Origin of the sequence: Psychrobacillus sp. FSL K6-1464 (assembly GCF_038003145.1) — a bacterium.
Lineage (GTDB): Bacteria > Bacillota > Bacilli > Bacillales_A > Planococcaceae > Psychrobacillus > Psychrobacillus psychrotolerans.
The window spans coordinates 953,939-970,777 of record NZ_JBBOOP010000001.1 but is presented as its reverse complement, the minus strand read 5'-3'; the positions used below and the strand labels follow the sequence as shown (position 1 = coordinate 970,777).

The following is a 16,839-nucleotide window of genomic DNA, read 5'->3' as shown; positions in this document are numbered from 1 at the left end:
TATAGCTCAAACTTTGTCGTTACAATAACATTGTAACGACATGTGAACGTATTCTGCATTTCTTAGTGGCTTGCTACAGACGCCAACCTCTCGAGTCGCTTTACGATTAAGATAAAGTTTTCCAAGGCTGGTCGAGGGTTACAGGCGTCTTGCGCTTTTATATTATTTTACTGCACCGTGACAGTTTTTGAACTTTTCACCGCTACCACATGGACATAGGTCGTTTCGTCCGACAGAAACTTCTTTACGCATAGGTTTTTTCTTCACTGGGCCGCTTTCTTCTTTTGGATTTACAGCTTGCCCTTTTGCTACTTCTTCACGTTCTAAGTTATTGCGAATTTCAGCTTTCATCGCGTATTTAGCAACGTCTTCCTGGATGGAATCGACCATTGCTTCGAACATAGCGAATCCTTCACTTTGGTATTCGCGAAGTGGATCCGTTTGCCCATATGCACGCAAATGAATTCCTTGGCGAAGTTGATCCATTGCATCGATATGATCGATCCACTTAGAGTCAATAGAACGAAGTAATACTACCTTTTCAAACTCGCGCATACGTTCGGCAGTCATTTCTTCTTCTTTCGCATCGTAGAAACTTATAACTTCTTGTTTGATTTTTTCGATCATTTCTTCAGAAGATAAACTTTCTAATTCTGATTGTGTAATGACATCTTCTGGCAACAAATTCGCTTGAACATAATCTTCAATCCCTTTTAAGCTCCAGTCTGCCTTATTCTCAGAGCTTGTATGAGAAGAAACTAAACGTTCAATTGCTCCAAATAGCATCGACTCAACTAGTACACGCATATTCTCTGTTTCAAGTACTTCATTACGTTCTTTATAAATGATTTCACGTTGTTGACGTAGTACATCATCATATTGTAATAAACGCTTACGTGAATCGAAGTTATTTCCTTCTACACGTTTTTGTGCTGATTCCACAGCACGAGATACCATTTTAGATTGAATTGGCTGTGAGTCATCCATACCAAGCTTAGACATCATCGCACGCATATTATCGGAACCAAATCTGCGCATTAACTCATCTTCCATCGATAGGTAGAACTGTGTTACCCCTGGGTCACCTTGACGACCAGAACGTCCACGTAATTGGTTATCTATACGACGAGATTCATGTCGTTCTGTACCAATAACCGCTAATCCACCAACTTCAATGACACCGTCACCTAATTTAATATCTGTACCACGACCAGCCATATTTGTTGCAATCGTTACAGAACCTAAATGTCCCGCAGTCGCAATAATTTCTGCTTCATGTTCATGATTTTTGGCATTTAATACATTATGCTTAATGCCATGTTTAGTTAACAATTTAGAAATAATTTCAGAGGTTTCAATGGCAACAGTACCTATTAGAACTGGTTGACCATTTTTATTGCGTTCTGCAATATCAGCCGCTGCTGCTTCGTATTTACCATTCATAGAAGCATAGATTAAATCTGCACGGTCATCCCTTGCTATTGGACGATTTGTTGGAATCGCAATAACGTTCATATTGTATATATTACGGAATTCTTCTTCCTCCGTTTTTGCCGTACCTGTCATACCTGATAGCTTATCGTACATACGGAAAAAGTTTTGGAACGTAATTGTAGCCATTGTCATTGACTCATTTTGAACTTCTAAGCCTTCTTTTGCTTCAATCGCTTGATGAAGACCATCACTGTAACGACGACCTTTCATCAGACGACCTGTAAACGAATCAACGATTACAATGTCACCTTCTTGAACGACATAGTCGACATCCAAATGCATAGAAGCGTGGGCTTTAAGTGATTGATTGATTGCATGGTTTAAACGCACATGGGTCAAGTCAAATAAGTTATCTATATTGAAAGCTTTTTCTACTTTTTCAACACCTGTATCCGTTAGTGTTACACCTTTTGTAGATTCTTCATAAGAATAATCTACTTCTTTTGTTAAGGTACGTACAAATGCATTTGCTTGTTTATAAAGAAGTGCTGCTTTATTGGCTTGTCCAGAAATGATTAACGGCGTTCTAGCTTCATCGATTAAGATTGAGTCAACTTCATCAATTACAGCGTAGTGAAGTGGACGTTGCACTTTATCTTCTTTGTATAACACCATATTATCTCTTAAATAATCGAACCCAAGCTCATTATTCGTCGAATACGTAACATCCGCAGCATAAGCTTCACGTTTTTCTTCTTTGGACATGGAATTTAAATTTAATCCCACACTTAAACCTAGGAAATTATATAATTTTCCCATCTCCGCAGCATCACGACTAGATAAGTATTCATTGACCGTAACAACATGCGCACCAAGACCAGTAATTGCATTTAAATAAATGGATAATGTAGAAGTTAGTGTTTTACCTTCCCCAGTCTTCATTTCCGCAATATTACCTTCGTTTAGAGCAGCTGCTCCCATAATTTGAACACGGAAAGGGAACATTCCAAGTACACGTCTAGATCCTTCACGTGCTACTGCAAATGCTTCTGGCAGTAAACTATCTATGTTTTCTCCTTTTGCATAACGTCCGCGGAACTCGTCTGTTTTCCCACGAAGTTCATCATCAGTTAAGGCTTCCATTGTACTTTCTAATGCTTCTACTTTATCCGCAATTTTTTCTAAGCGTTTTAGTTCACGTTTATTCAAATCGAACACTTTGTTTAATACACCCAGCATCTATTTTCACTTCCCATTTAATATCTTACTCTACATTTTACCATTCGTTCTAAAGGCACGCAAATAAGGTCCATTATTAAATCAAAAAACTCTCCTCGCAATTACGAGGAGAGTTGGATATGAGTCTTTAAAGGCTTAGTTAGTTTCGATTAAGCCGTATTTTCCATCTCTGCGTTTATAAACGATATGAGTACCATTAGACTCAGCATCTGTAAAGATGAAGAAGTTATGACCAAGCATGTTCATTTGCAATACTGCTTCTTCTTGGTCCATTGGTTTTAGGTCGAACTGTTTTGTACGGACGATATTATATTCATCCTCTTCGGAATGATCTGTTGCTCCTTCAGGTGGATCGATTGTAGCAAAAAATGTAGCTACACCTTCACGCTCACGGAACTTGCGATTTACTTTTGTTTTATATTTTCTAATTTGACGTTCTAGTTTATCTACGATTAAGTCCACTGCAGCATACATATCTGCATTACGTTCTTCTGCTCGTAGTGTTAAGTTTTTCATAGGAATTGTTACTTCTACTTTTGTTTGTTTGTCGTTATACACTTTTAAGTTAACGTTTGCAGTCGCTTGAATCTCTTCGTTGAAGTAACGGTCTACTTTATCAATCTTACCTTCAACGTACTCACGTATTGCAGGAGTCACCTCAATATTTTCTCCACGAATGTTAAAGTTTAGCATGAAAACTCCTCCTTTAATTTAACTCTATATATATATTTCAACACCACCTTTAAAATATCCTTCTTATTTTAAAGTTTTTATTTATTTTTTGTCGAAACTTGTAATATTTTTTACTTTTTAAGTTCCATTTCTTTCCGTCTACGTTTTTTTAGCTCTCCAATAATCATCTGTTCACTTTCACTATCTCCAACCAACTTAACACCATACTCATGGCCCCATGCTTTGCGGTGGGACCATACAAATTCCCCAACCATGGAAATAGGATTTGTATCTAACGTGAAATTCAATTCCACATGATGTAATTGATCTATGGAGATAAATAAATCGCTAAACAACTTCAAGCCATTCGGACTTATGTCTATGATTTTGCAGGCACCTTTGTTTGATAACTCCACACCAACATTGCCTTCGTTTTGCTTGATTAGACGAAAGGTTGCGTCACAGGGTTCTTCAAATGTATAACGAAAATATTCATTGCGATTATACTTCAAATCCACCTCTCCTTCCGATATTTTTAAATTTTATATTTCTTCATTATGCATAATGAGGAAAGAATTATCAAATGATATGAGATAATTTACACTATTTTAAGAAACAAAAAAGTTCTACCGTAAATTATACGATAGAACAGACATGTATATGTTTTATTTATTTATCGCTACTGTTACATCCGCAATTCGTTTAGCTCCTACATAACGGTCTCCCCAATAATGAGGATCACTTAACTTATCGATTTTCACACCTTTTGAAGAGGATGAGTGGATAAATTTCCCGTCTCCAATATATATACCAACATGCGATACACCTTTACCAGCTGTATTAAAGAATACTAGGTCACCAGAAGCTAAATCACTTTTACCTACCTTAGAACCCGAAGCATACATTCCAGAAGATGTTCTCGGAAGGCTTACTCCTAAATCTTTATACACATAACTTACGAATCCTGAACAATCAAAACCTGCTTTTGTTGTACCGCCACCACGATATTTCGTTCCAATTAAATCTTTAGCTGTTGCGACTAATTCAGATGAGTTAACAGAACTTGCGGCTTGCGTATTTACTGCGAATGGTGCTGTTACTAAGAGAACAGATAATAGTAACATAGCCGTGACTTTTTGCGACATAGATTTCAAATTCATCGTGTTCCCCCAAGGTCTTAAATTTTCTGATTATTTCTCTAAACTCATGTTACCATTCTTTAAACCTTTTTAATTTTACAGTTATGTAACAATTGTGTTACAAAGAAAAACGAGTATTTCCAAGGGTTTGCATATAAAAAACCTAACAAGTATAAAAAAGATTACTTGTTAGGTAGAGTTTATATTACAAATCTTGTGCTTGAATTCTCCAAAATAATTGCCTGCTCATTCACATCATTTATCAATTTAGATAGCTTTTCGATATTTTGAACATTAGCTAGAAGCATGTCATCTGTTAGTTCCATTTGTACTGTGTTAGATTCTATCGATTCTATTAATGCAAAAATGAGTTTCTCAGAAGTATTCTTTTCTTTTTCAATAGTTAACATAGAATCTTTCATATGGTCGTTTTGATACTTGGAATCTCTTATGTAGGAAACTATTTTATCCATCTTTTGATGTAACATTTTAAACGTTGCAGCATTATTTTTGGAAGTTTCCATTCCTTCGACAAACACATTTGCCATTTGAGTACCTTGTTGAGTAATCGAATTGGATATTTGACGTATAGTATTTGCTGTACCAGATACTTCATCTGCCAATTTCTTCACTTCTGCAGCTACAACAGCAAATCCTTTACCATCTTCACCTGATCTAGCAGCCTCTATGCCAGCATTCAGTGCCAAGAGATTTGTTTGTTTTGAAATCGCCTGTACAATTGTGGTCATTCTAGCGATTTCCTCTGTTCTTTCTTGAAGTAACTTTCTTTCTTGATCTGCTTCTTTAAATAAGTTTCGTAACCTTGCAGACTCTACAGCCGTTTTTCTCAATGCCAGTGCACTTTCATCCGCCATTTGTACAGCAATAGCTGAATCCCCGTTTAACTTAATAACCTTCTCTGTTACTTCATCAAAAGTATGGGAGAATTCTTCTAGAAAGGAGCGGATACCGATAGAAGCTTCTTTTTGATTGCGCATGCTTCCACCAGTTTCATGGATAGCTAGTTTAACGGTATTTGTACTATCGACCGTATTCTTAGAATATCCCTTTAGTTTTACGCTATTAGCACTTAGATTTTCTGCAGTAAGTTTAATCGTTTTTACGATGTTAATAAGATTAGCTCTCATCTCATTCATCGCTTTTGATACTTCTCCTATTTCATCGTTTGTTAATATGTGTATTTGTTCACTATTTAGTTTTCCTAGAGATATATCTTTTGCAGATAGTACTACTTGCGAAAGCTGAGTCTTAATTTGTCGATTTGTTAATAATACTAGAGCGAGTGATAGTAATCCCGCGATTAGAAACGAGGCAACGACAATATAAATTGTATTTTTCTGGCTCTCTGACATTTCTTCTATTAAAAGAATTCTTTTGTCAGATTCAAGTTGTCTAGCGTCTTTTAGCAATACTGTCAGGCTTACGTACTTTTCATTGATGGACTGAAGTTGTCTTCGTTTGGCGACATTTTCTTTGTTCATAACCGATTCCTTTAAGTTATTCTCATATGTAGTTTGTATTGATTGTAAGGTTTCTGAGAAAGTTTTCCAATCTACATAGGGCATCTGTTTACTTGAAGAAATTTGTAGATTAATTAGATTCTCTTTTGTCGATTCATAATCTTTGTCAAACTCTTCTAGAGGATCTCCAGCAAAATTGGAAATGGCAATATATAAACTCGCTACCTCCGATCGCATAATATCCGTACTCTCGACATTTTGTGAGTAGACTTCCATATCATTAGCTAAATCTTGGTTGTGAACTACTTGGAAAATCAATAAGACAGTCATCGCTCCAAATAAGATAAAGGAACTAAAAATAGCAATTAAATACTTCATTCGAAGTGGTATAGCAGACCATTTTTTCATAGGCATTCCGACCTCCCACTGAAATATAGCATAACACTTTGCTTAAATGAGTGTGTTTTCTGAAACTTTACAAGGATTTTACAAATTTACAAAGGAGCTTTCGGTGTAACCTCTTAATATTCTTAGTAAAATTTCAATTTTTTTCTCTTTAATTTATTGTATTAACCTGTCGAATACTCTGATTAGAGGTGTCGATATAAATGCAAGAAACAACAAAATACCTTATATAGATTTGGAAGTTCGAATTCAAGCATATTTTGTCACAGATAGATGATTTCAAAAATGAACGAAATGAAGATGCGAGAGTAGAAATTTGTTGAAGCTATAGATAGAGGGAGAAGATTCAAAAATGACTCCGATTTTCTCGGAGTCATTTGTTTATTTTATAGTTAATTTAATTTTATTTTGAGAAGGATCTTTAACGGTGTATATACCATTTTCTTCAAAAATTTCTGATCCAAATGCTTTTACTTTCGTAATTGCTATTTGTAGCTCTTCATTTGAAGGATAAACGACAGAGAATGCTTTTAACCCAACCACGTTTTCTGGTGTAGGAGGTGCTCCAATTCCAGCCCAAGTATTTAATCCAATATGGTGATGGTATTTACCAGCTCCCATAAATAATGCACCAGGATAATTAGGAGTCATCACATCAAAACCTAAAGCATTGTAAAATTCTTTCGTTAAGTCTAGTTCAGAGACATGTAAATGAATATGTCCCATTACAGTTCCTGCTGGCAAACCATTCCACGGGGTATTAGCCCCTTCCGTCAAAATACTTTGTGCATCAATTTGAAGGGTAGCCATTTCCACATACTCATTTTCCCATTTCCACTCAGAATCTGGACGATCAGTATAAATCTCAATGCCATTTCCATCAGGATCATTTAAATATAGTGCTTCACTAACTAAATGATCTCCTGCTCCCACTCTAATGTTAAGCTCAGAAAAATATCTTAAAATTGCCCCTAAATCAGCACGTGTTGGTAATAATAACGCAAAGTGATATAATCCAGCAGTTTTTTGTTGAGTTGGCATAATATCATCTGGTTGTTCAATAGAAAGAAGTGCTGTTTTTCCATCGGCAGTAAGATATATTTTGTTAGCTTGCTGTTCCAATATTGTAAAGCCTATGATATTCTCATAAAATTCTACGGAACGCTGAAGATCTGCTACCTTTAACTCTACTAATTCTACAAATGTGTTTGGTTTATTATGATATTTCATGTTGATTCCTCCAGTTATTTATATAGGTTACTTTTCGTAAGTAATTATATTTTAGTTACTTAATAAAGTCAAGAGAAGAGTTTAGGTCAAGCTTGTAATAATAATCGCTAATTAGTTGGTGTTAATCGCAAGGTCTGAGGACAGAATCACAAATTAGTTGATGCATATCGCAAGATGATTGTGTGGAATCGCAAATTAGTCGATACAAATCGCAAATGATGGGATTAAATCAGAGCATTACAGTTTTGCCCAACCTTTTTATTATTCACAACATCTTACGTCGTATACGCAACGTATACCTCGATTTACGCAACTCTCGGACGCATTCTCGCAACATTATAATCACTCTTCTTGTAAAACATCAAAACACCACTTTCCTCAATCAGGGAGTGGTGTTTTCGAGTTGCTAATTAGCTATTCTTTTATCTTCATAAGCTTTAATCTTATCTTCATATTGGAAGGTTAACGAAATTTCGTCCCATCCATTTAGAAGCATTTTCTTTTGGTATGGATCAATGTCAAATGAATATACCACACCATCTTCGCCTGTTACGGTTTGCGCTTCTAGATTAACTGCGACATTGTATACTTCTTTGCTTAGCAAGGCTTCCACTTCACTCACCGATAACTTAATCGGTAAAATTCCGTTTTTCATGCAGTTATTATAGAAGATATCCGCAAAGCTCGGTGCAATGACTACTCGAAATCCGTAATCCAAGATGGACCAAGGAGCATGTTCACGGGAGGAGCCACATCCAAAGTTATCATGAGCTACTAGAATTGCAGATGCTTTATATCGTTCATCATTTAATACGAAGTCTTTAATTGGTTGATCATTCACATCGAAGCGCCAGTGGTAAAATAGGTATTTTCCAAATCCAGTACGTTCGATACGTTTTAGAAATTCTTTCGAGATAATTTGATCTGTGTCTACATTTTTTTGATTTAAAGGGGTGATGACACTGTTAATTTCATTGATAGGCTCCATTTGGTTTCCTCCTCCTTATGCATTTACTAGTCCAAATTTGCGAATATCTACAATATGACCTTCGATTGCAGCAGCTGCTGCCATTGCTGGGCTCATCAGATGTGTTTTCGAACCCGCACCTTGACGGCCTTCAAAGTTTCGATTAGAAGTGGATGCACAGTGCTCTCCTGCTGGAACGATATCATCATTCATCGCTAGGCACATACTGCAGCCTGATTCGCGCCATTCAAATCCTGCATGAAGGAATATTTGGTCGATGCCTTCTTGCTCTGCTTGTTTTTTAACCGTTTGCGATCCTGGAACGACAATTGCCGTTACATTGGGATGTACTTTACGCCCTACAATAACGTTTGCTGCTGTGCGAAGATCGCTTAAGCGTGCATTTGTACACGATCCGATAAATACATTTGATATTGCGATGTCCTCTAGCGGCATCCCTTGTTCTAGTCCCATATAAGCTAATGCTTTTTCATGTGCTTGTTGGTCACTTATTTCAGCAAAATCAGATGTGTATGGAATATTTTGCGATACACCAGAACCCATCGAAGGATTGGTACCCCATGTGACAAACGGCTCAATTTCATCTGTAGAAATTTCTACCGTTTTATCGTAAAGTGCCCCTTCTTCCGTTGCTAGAGCTAACCAACGTGCTGCTTCTGTTTCAAAAGCTTCCCCTGCCGGTACATGTTCACGCCCTCTAAGGAATTCAACTGTAGTTTCATCCGGGCTGATCAAACCAGCACGTGCTCCTGCTTCAATCGACATATTACAAATCGTCATACGCTCTTCCATTGATAGCTTTCGAATCGCTTCGCCAGTATATTCGACGATATAACCTGTACCCATATCGATACCAAACTTCGCAATGATTGCCAAAATAATATCTTTTGCAGCAACGCCATATCCAAGCTCACCCGTCACTTTAATTTGCATTGTTTTCGGTTTAGCTTGCCATAAAGTTTGCGTTGAAAGTACATGCTCCACTTCACTAGTACCGATACCAAAAGCTATGGCACCAAATGCACCATGTGTAGATGTATGACTGTCTCCACAAACAATTGTTTTACCAGGCTGAGTTAGACCCAGCTCTGGTCCGATAATATGAACAATCCCTTGGTCCGGGTGGTCCATATTGGCAAGTGGAACGCCAAACTCTTCACAGTTTTGTTGAAGTGTAGAAATTTGTTTACGAGCGATAACGTCTTTAATCTGTTCTCTATTTCGAGTTGGGACATTGTGATCCATCGTTGCATAACAAAGATCTGGCCGACGCACCTTACGATTATTCAGTCGTAACCCTTCAAACGCTTGGGGAGATGTCACCTCATGGATTAAGTGTAAATCGATATAGAGAAGGTCTGGTTTACCTTCTTCCTCGTACACAATATGTTCATCCCAAATTTTCTCAATAATCGTTTTTGCCATTTAGTTTCTCTCCTTTTGGTTAGACATAAGAAAACATAATACTATCTGATACAAATTCTGAGTCTAATTCTTCTAAAACTTTAGCCGTCCATTCTGTAGTAGATAGCACTCGTTTTCCTTTTATTTCTAGGTCACTTGTGAAGTTACCATCATTTAATACATTGAATACTGCTTCTTCAATAGCTGCTGCTTCTGTTTCCATTTGGAAAGACTCACGTAGCATCATTGCTGTTGAAAGAATTGTAGCGGCCGGATTTGCTTTGTTTTGTCCAGCGATATCTGGAGCAGAGCCATGGACCGGTTCATATAAACCAAAACCATCCTCACGAGTACTTGCAGATGGCAGCATTCCTAAGGAACCAGTGATTACGGAAGCTTCATCACTTAAAATATCTCCAAACATATTTTCCGTTACAATTACGTCAAAGTAATCCGGCTTCGTAATTAGCTTCATCGCTGTTGAATCGACAAGCATATGCTCTACTTCCACATCTGGATATCCTTGTTTTTTCTCTTCCACAATTTGACGCCATAGTTTACTAGAATCCAATACATTCGCTTTATCCACAGAAGCAAGCTTGCCCCGACGGCTTCTAGCTAGCTGGAAAGCAGTATCTACAATTCGTTCAATCTCATTGCGGGTATAAACTAACGTATCGACTGCGTAATCATTTGTTTTCTTCCGTGGTTCAGCAAAATATAAACCACCCGTCAACTCGCGTACAATGACTAAATCGACTGATTCTGCTACCTCCTTTTTAAGAGGCGAAGCTTCTAGTAATGCAGGAATGGCTTTGACTGGGCGAATATTCGCGTACAACCCAAAATGCTTACGAATAGCTAGCAAACCTTTTTCCGGACGTAAATGAGATGGATTTTGATCCCATTTTGGCCCACCCACTGCGCCTAATAGGATGGCATCACTTTGACTACATGCGTTAATTGTTTCTTCTGGAAGTGGGTTTTCACAAGCATCAATTGCTGCTCCACCTATTAATCCGTATTGCAAGTTGAACGTATGGTTATAACGTTTTGCAATTGCTTGAAGCACCTTTACTGCTGCCTCTGTTACTTCTGGACCGATTCCGTCTCCCGGTAATACCGTTATCGTTTTTTCCATCTCATTCACTCCCATTTTTTTATTTACATAAAATTAATAATAAAACACGAAGAACTATGTGATATTATCCTATTAATTAAAGTGGACTTCGTTGATTGCAGCGTAAGGCGGCGACTCCAGCGGGAATAGCGCGAGCTGAAAGCCCCACAGGAACGCAGTGACGAGGAGATTGAAGCCGTGCCCGCGGAAAGCGTCCGCCTATAGCGGAAATCAACTTTGTTCGGATTTTATTATTTGTTCTGAAATTAACTCACTAACTTAGTTATTGTCCTACTGCGGCTTGTTCTTTTATTTGAACGTTTACTAATTGACGATTGATGGCGTTGATATACGCTCTGGCAGATGCTTTCAATACATCTTGGGAAGCATTTCTACCCGTGGATGTTTTGCCGTTGAGTGTTAAGTTGATTACTGCCTCACCGAGTGCGTCGCGTCCTTTAGATACAGACGATACACGGTAATCTAAAATGCGAACTTCGCCGTTTACGATCTTTTCTAGTGTATTGAAAATAGCTTCTACTGCACCAGAACCTGCGCAAGTTTCCACTACTTGTTCACCTGATGGTACTTTTACAGTAATCGTAGAGGTTGGGACATTGTTTTCATAGTGGACGACTAATTCCTCTAATTCATACAATTCCACTTCTCCGCTCTTCACTTGCTGATCAGTTAATAGAACAAATAAGTCCTCTTCTGCAATTTCTTTCTTACGATCTGCCAATTTCTTAAATGCGACAAATGCGGCATTTAGTTTCTCATCACTTAGCTGGAAGCCCATTTCCGCCGCTCTCGAGAAGAAAGCATGACGACCCGAATGTTTTCCAAGAACAAGTTCAGTAGCTACGTCACCGATAAGATCAGGTGTAATGATTTCATACGTTTCCGGATTTTTAAGCATGCCATCTTGGTGAATTCCAGATTCATGTGCAAATGCATTTTTTCCGACAACCGCTTTATTTGGCTGAATTACAACGCCTGTAAGCTGACTTACTAGTTGACTAGTACGTTTTGTTTCTTTTAATATAATGCCAGAATCTGCTTGGTAATAATCATTGCGAATATGTAGTGCAACAGCTACTTCCTCCAGTGCTGCATTACCCGCACGTTCACCGATACCATTAATCGTACCTTCTACTTGCGTTGCTCCATTTTCGATAGCTGCTAATGTATTAGCTACAGCCATTCCTAAGTCATCATGACAATGAGCTGATAATTTCACTTTTTCGATACCTGTTACGTTTTCACTTAAGTATTTGAAGAGAGCTCCGTATTCAATAGGACTCGCATAGCCCACTGTATCGGGAATATTAATTGTTGTTGCTCCTGCTTTAATGACTTCATTCATAATACGAACTAAGAAATCCTTGTCGGAGCGAGTTGCATCCTCTGCAGACCACTGTACAAGTGGAAAATATTTTTTTGCTAGTTTCACAGATTCCACAGCAATTTCGATTACTTGCTCAGGTGTTTTATTTAACTTATATTGCATATGAATCGGTGAAGTTGCGATAAATGTGTGTAGATGTGGTTGCACGCCACCTTTTAACGCTTCCCAAGAAGTTTCGATATCACTTTTAATCGACCGAGCTAAACCAGTAACAACTGAATTTTTCACCGTATCTGCAATTAGCTTAACTGCCTCGAAGTCCCCAGGGGATGAAGCAGGAAAGCCTGCTTCAATAATGGAAACACCGTACTTTTCTAGCTGACGAGCAATCTCTAACTTTTCTTTTGTATTTAAATTAATACCAGCTGATTGTTCGCCGTCACGTAGAGTTGTGTCAAAGAATTCAATTTTGCGCACTAGTCACCACTTCTTTCTTGACTTTTTTCCCTTCATTGATGAAAGGCATCATTTCACGTAATTTTGCTCCAACTACTTCAATTTGGTGCTCTGATTCTGCTTTTTTAATAGCATTATATTTTGGACGATCTGTTTCGTTTTCTTTAATCCATTCTCTTGCAAAAGTACCGTCTTGAATATCTGTTAATACGTCTTTCATACGATCTTTTACAGATGCATCAATGATACGTGGTCCTGATACGAAATCTCCCCACTCTGCAGTGTCTGAGATCGAAGAACGCATTGTAGCCATTCCTCCTTCGTACATAAGGTCAACGATTAGTTTTAATTCGTGTAAAGTTTCAAAGTAAGCAAGCTCTGGTTGGTAACCTGCTTCTACTAATGTTTCGAAACCTGCTTTAACGATCGCAGTTGTACTACCACAAAGTACCGCTTGCTCTCCGAATAAATCTGTTTCCGTTTCTTCTTTAAACGTTGTTTCTAGAACACCTGCACGTGCAGCTCCGATACCTTTTGCATAAGCAAGAGCTAGATCCTTTGCCTGACCAGTTGCATCTTGGTAAACTGCGAATAATCCAGGTACTCCTGCTCCTGCTTCGAATGTTCTACGCACTAAATGACCAGGACCTTTTGGTGCTACTAGGAATACATCCACATCTGTTGGAGGAACGATTTGACCAAAATGTACGTTGAAGCCATGTGCGAATACTAATGTTTTGCCGGCTTTTAACGAAGGTTCAATTTCTGCTTCATACACTGCTTTTTGTCTTTCATCTGGCAATAAGATCATGATAACGTCTGCTTTTTCTGCCGCTTCTTTTACAGAATATACTTCTAGACCATCCTCTTTTGCTTGATCGAATGATTTACCTGCACGAATACCAACTACTACATCAAATCCTGAATCCTTCAGGTTTTGTGCGTGTGCGTGACCTTGTGATCCGTACCCGATGATTGCGATTTTTTTGTCTTGTAAAAGTCCTTCGTTGATATCTCCGTTATAATACATTTTAGCCATTGTTATTTCCTCCTCGAATTTGGGTTTTTTATATTTTTTATTCATTAATCACTTTTGCAGATTTACGTTTCATGCGGACGCTTTCCGCGGGCGGTCCGTGAGCCTCCTCAGGCCAACACAATGTTGGTCGCGAAGGTGTTGCCACACGATGTGGCGCTTTTAGCCTTCGTTCTTCTAAGTCTCCTGTGGTGTCTCACCTGGACTCGCTTTTCCCGCTGGAGTCGCCGCATTACACTCCAATTAAATAAGTTTCTAAAATCTTTCATTACATATTCATAAGCCACTATTTCATTTCAAAATGGATAGCTGTGGGCCGTTTACTTTCTGTGTCTCGCGAACAAATGCGGTTACGCCTGTTCTTGTTAGTTCTTTAATGCCATAGGGTTTGAGCAAATCGATGAATGCATCAATTTTTTCTGGACTACCTGTTACTTGGAAAGTGACTACGTTTTTACCAGTATCAATAATAGAAGCACGGAAAGGTTCTATAATACTATTAACCTCTGCTCTTACAGTTGGTGGCGACGCAACTTTTACGAGTGCCAGTTCTCTTACGACAATTTGTTTTTCGGTAATATCATTTACTTTCAGAACATCTACTTGTTTTTGTAGCTGCTTTAATAGCTGCTCAAGCTTTTGCTCATCCTCCACATTTACGACAAATGTCATTTTAGAAATTTGCGGATTTTCTGTATGCCCTACTGTGATACTTTCAATGTTGAACTGACGCTTCATGAGTAAGCCAGTCACACGATTGAGAACTCCACTTTGATTGATCACGGTTACTGTGATGATTCGTTTCATTCTGGTTTCACCCCAATCATTTCATGTAGGGCTGTGCCTGGAACAACCATTGGATAAACTAATTCTTTTTGTACTACTCGGCAATCGATTAAAACTGGCTCATCTGATTCTAATGCTTCTTTTAACTGAACCTTCGCGTCTTCAAACGTTTCAATTTTATACCCTTTGATATCGTAAGCTTCTGCTAGTTTCACGAAATCTGGTTGAACCGAAATTAATGATTGTGAGTACCTTTCACCGTGGAAGGTCTCTTGCCACTGGCGGACCATACCAAGTGCTTGATTGTTTAAAATAATTACCTTTACTGGAATTCTCAGTTCTTGTAATAGAGATAATTCCTGTAACGTCATTTGGAAACCTGCATCCCCAACAATTGAAACCACTTTCGCATCAGGCTTTGCTAGCTGTGCACCAATTGCAGCTGGGAAACCAAATCCCATCGTTCCTAGTCCACCGGATGTTACCCAATTATGTGGATGATTAAATTTATAATATTGTGCAGTCCACATTTGATGCTGTCCAACGTCTGTTGTGACAACCGCGTCTCCGTTTGTATACTCATGTACTAGCTCGATAACTTGCTGTGGAAGCAATCCACGTTCTTCGCTAGCTTGATAATGAAATGGATATTGCTCTTTAGAAATATTTAAGCTTTCTAACCAAGCTGCTGTATTTCTATTCGATGCTTCATGCGCTATCAAAGCTTCTAATGCTTCTTTCGCATCCGCTACAATCGGAATTTCTGTTGGAACGTTTTTGCCAATTTCTGCTGGATCTATATCAATATGAACAACTCTAGCGTTTGGAGCAAAGTAATTTAAATTTCCTGTTAAGCGATCATCAAATCGTGCACCAACATTTATAAGTAAGTCACATGTTTGAATGGCCATATTCGCTGTATAAGTTCCGTGCATGCCTGCCATTCCGAGGAATAGTGGATGATTACCTTCGATACCCCCTAATCCTAGCAGCGTATTCGTTACTGGAATTTGATATTTTTCAGCAAATTCAGCAAGTTCGTCTGATGCTTTTGCAAATAATACTCCTGCTCCAGCAAGGATTAACGGTTGTTTGGCGGTAGAAATAGCTTGAGCCGCTTTTTGAATTTGTAAAAAGTTTGGCTTTGTCGTTGGCTGATACCCTGGAAGATTTACTTCCTGATCTTCATCTTTTGGCGTTACGAACAATCCGGTAGCCATATTTTTAGGTATATCTACTACAACTGGTCCTGGACGACCTGTAGAAGCAATATGAAAAGCTTCGTTAATGATTCTTGGAAAATCAGCTACATCTTTTACTTGGTAATTATGTTTAGTTATAGGCTGCGTAATACCGATAATATCTGCTTCTTGGAATGCATCTGTACCAATCACGGTTGTAGCAACCTGCCCTGTAAACACGACTAACGGAATGGAATCCATCATCGCATCGGCAATGCCGGTAACTAAATTCGTTGCACCTGGTCCCGAAGTAGCAATCACTACTCCAACTTTTCCAGAAACACGGGCATATCCTTCCGCTGCATGAATAGCGCCTTGTTCATGTCTTGCAAGAATATGTTTAATCGGATTTTTGTACAATGCGTCATAAATTGGTAGAACCGCACCACCTGGATAACCAAATATTACTTCAACCTGATGCTTCTTTAACGTTTCGATAAAAACATCTGCACCATTCAACTGTGTAGGAGCCTGTGTGGTTATTGGCTCTTCATAAACTTGCTCAGTTTCCTCAACGGTCAACTTCATCATTAATTCCTCCTTTTTAATCAAATCGCCCAGTTCGCTTGAAAAACTTCACTTAACTCTCACTTTAAATGGCTAAAGTTAAATGTATAAAAAAGAAAAGAATCTCATCCCACACAAAGAAACCATCGTTCTTTTGTATAGGGATGAAATTCTTTTCATGGTACCACCCTAGTTCGTAGCGCAACCGCTACCTCGCAGATAACAAGCAATTGCCCACTATCCATTTATAACGAGAGTAGCTAAACTACACCCGGAAGTATCTAAAAGGTTTCCCGTTCAACACTTCACTCCGAGGGGATGTCGCTAAAGGTTGTATTGTCGGTTCCCACCAC

13 protein-coding genes and 1 other annotated feature (1 of these 14 running past the window's edge) are annotated in these 16,839 nt (G+C 38.4%); all 13 genes read right to left on the bottom strand.

The annotated features are described in order from the left end of the window. Window positions 1-162: 162 nt before the first annotated feature. Entirely contained in the window at window positions 163-2,673 is a 2,511-nt protein-coding gene (gene secA / locus MKX39_RS04605; protein ID WP_340768566.1) for a preprotein translocase subunit SecA, read from the bottom strand. A 135-nt stretch (window positions 2,674-2,808) separates the two neighbouring features. Further along, on the bottom strand, window positions 2,809-3,366 hold the full coding sequence (hpf, locus tag MKX39_RS04600; protein WP_093537311.1) for a ribosome hibernation-promoting factor, HPF/YfiA family: 558 nt from the start codon (window positions 3,364-3,366) through the stop codon (window positions 2,809-2,811). Between the two features lie 110 nt (window positions 3,367-3,476). Further along, window positions 3,477-3,857, bottom strand: a complete 381-nt coding sequence (locus MKX39_RS04595; RefSeq protein ID WP_340761741.1) for a PilZ domain-containing protein — start codon at window positions 3,855-3,857, stop codon at window positions 3,477-3,479. 153 nt (window positions 3,858-4,010) lie between these two features. Continuing rightward, entirely contained in the window at window positions 4,011-4,505 is a 495-nt protein-coding gene (locus tag MKX39_RS04590) for a C40 family peptidase (protein WP_093537309.1), read from the bottom strand. Between the two features lie 179 nt (window positions 4,506-4,684). Then, complete coding sequence (locus MKX39_RS04585) at window positions 4,685-6,373, bottom strand: methyl-accepting chemotaxis protein (RefSeq protein ID WP_340768563.1); 1,689 nt, start codon at window positions 6,371-6,373, stop codon at window positions 4,685-4,687. Window positions 6,374-6,751: 378 nt separating this feature from the next. Beyond that, window positions 6,752-7,600, bottom strand: coding sequence for a VOC family protein (locus tag MKX39_RS04580; protein WP_340768561.1), 849 nt, complete (start codon window positions 7,598-7,600; stop codon window positions 6,752-6,754). Between the two features lie 406 nt (window positions 7,601-8,006). Continuing rightward, entirely contained in the window at window positions 8,007-8,588 is a 582-nt protein-coding gene (gene leuD / locus MKX39_RS04575; protein WP_340768560.1) for a 3-isopropylmalate dehydratase small subunit, read from the bottom strand. A gap of 15 nt (window positions 8,589-8,603) precedes the next feature. Then, on the bottom strand, window positions 8,604-10,013 hold the full coding sequence (leuC, locus tag MKX39_RS04570; protein ID WP_340768558.1) for a 3-isopropylmalate dehydratase large subunit: 1,410 nt from the start codon (window positions 10,011-10,013) through the stop codon (window positions 8,604-8,606). Window positions 10,014-10,032: 19 nt separating this feature from the next. After that, on the bottom strand, window positions 10,033-11,133 hold the full coding sequence (gene leuB, locus MKX39_RS04565; protein ID WP_340768556.1) for a 3-isopropylmalate dehydrogenase: 1,101 nt from the start codon (window positions 11,131-11,133) through the stop codon (window positions 10,033-10,035). Window positions 11,134-11,395: 262 nt separating this feature from the next. After that, a complete protein-coding gene (locus MKX39_RS04560; RefSeq protein WP_340768555.1) occupies window positions 11,396-12,937 on the bottom strand; it encodes a 2-isopropylmalate synthase in 1,542 nt (513 codons plus the stop codon). Further along, the gene (gene ilvC, locus MKX39_RS04555; RefSeq protein WP_340761733.1) at window positions 12,924-13,955 is read right to left on the bottom strand and encodes a ketol-acid reductoisomerase; all 1,032 of its coding nucleotides are present in this window, start codon (window positions 13,953-13,955) and stop codon (window positions 12,924-12,926) included. Before ilvC ends, MKX39_RS04560 begins: the two co-directional genes overlap by 14 nt. Before the next feature lie 288 nt (window positions 13,956-14,243). Continuing rightward, on the bottom strand, window positions 14,244-14,759 hold the full coding sequence (gene ilvN / locus MKX39_RS04550; RefSeq protein ID WP_093537301.1) for an acetolactate synthase small subunit: 516 nt from the start codon (window positions 14,757-14,759) through the stop codon (window positions 14,244-14,246). Continuing rightward, window positions 14,756-16,507 (bottom strand): acetolactate synthase large subunit, encoded by a 1,752-nt coding sequence (gene ilvB, locus MKX39_RS04545; protein ID WP_340771337.1) that lies wholly within the window; start codon window positions 16,505-16,507, stop codon window positions 14,756-14,758. The genes ilvN and ilvB overlap by 4 nt, the downstream gene beginning before the upstream one ends. A 136-nt stretch (window positions 16,508-16,643) precedes the next feature. Beyond that, window positions 16,644-16,839 (bottom strand) — a binding site (T-box leader) (it continues 56 nt past the right edge of the window).

Bases quoted from the DNA above. Each gene is read 5' to 3' on its own strand.
- secA (WP_340768566.1), bottom strand. From the start codon at position 2,673: ATGCTGGGTGTATTAAACAAAGTGTTCGATTTGAATAAACGTGAACTA.
- hpf (WP_093537311.1), bottom strand. From the start codon at position 3,366: ATGCTAAACTTTAACATTCGTGGAGAAAATATTGAGGTGACTCCTGCA.
- MKX39_RS04590 (WP_093537309.1), bottom strand. From the start codon at position 4,505: ATGAATTTGAAATCTATGTCGCAAAAAGTCACGGCTATGTTACTATTA.
- MKX39_RS04585 (WP_340768563.1), bottom strand. From the start codon at position 6,373: ATGAAAAAATGGTCTGCTATACCACTTCGAATGAAGTATTTAATTGCT.
- MKX39_RS04580 (WP_340768561.1), bottom strand. From the start codon at position 7,600: ATGAAATATCATAATAAACCAAACACATTTGTAGAATTAGTAGAGTTA.
- leuD (WP_340768560.1), bottom strand. From the start codon at position 8,588: ATGGAGCCTATCAATGAAATTAACAGTGTCATCACCCCTTTAAATCAA.
- leuC (WP_340768558.1), bottom strand. From the start codon at position 10,013: ATGGCAAAAACGATTATTGAGAAAATTTGGGATGAACATATTGTGTAC.
- leuB (WP_340768556.1), bottom strand. From the start codon at position 11,133: ATGGAAAAAACGATAACGGTATTACCGGGAGACGGAATCGGTCCAGAA.
- ilvC (WP_340761733.1), bottom strand. From the start codon at position 13,955: ATGGCTAAAATGTATTATAACGGAGATATCAACGAAGGACTTTTACAA.
- ilvN (WP_093537301.1), bottom strand. From the start codon at position 14,759: ATGAAACGAATCATCACAGTAACCGTGATCAATCAAAGTGGAGTTCTC.
- ilvB (WP_340771337.1), bottom strand. From the start codon at position 16,507: ATGAAGTTGACCGTTGAGGAAACTGAGCAAGTTTATGAAGAGCCAATA.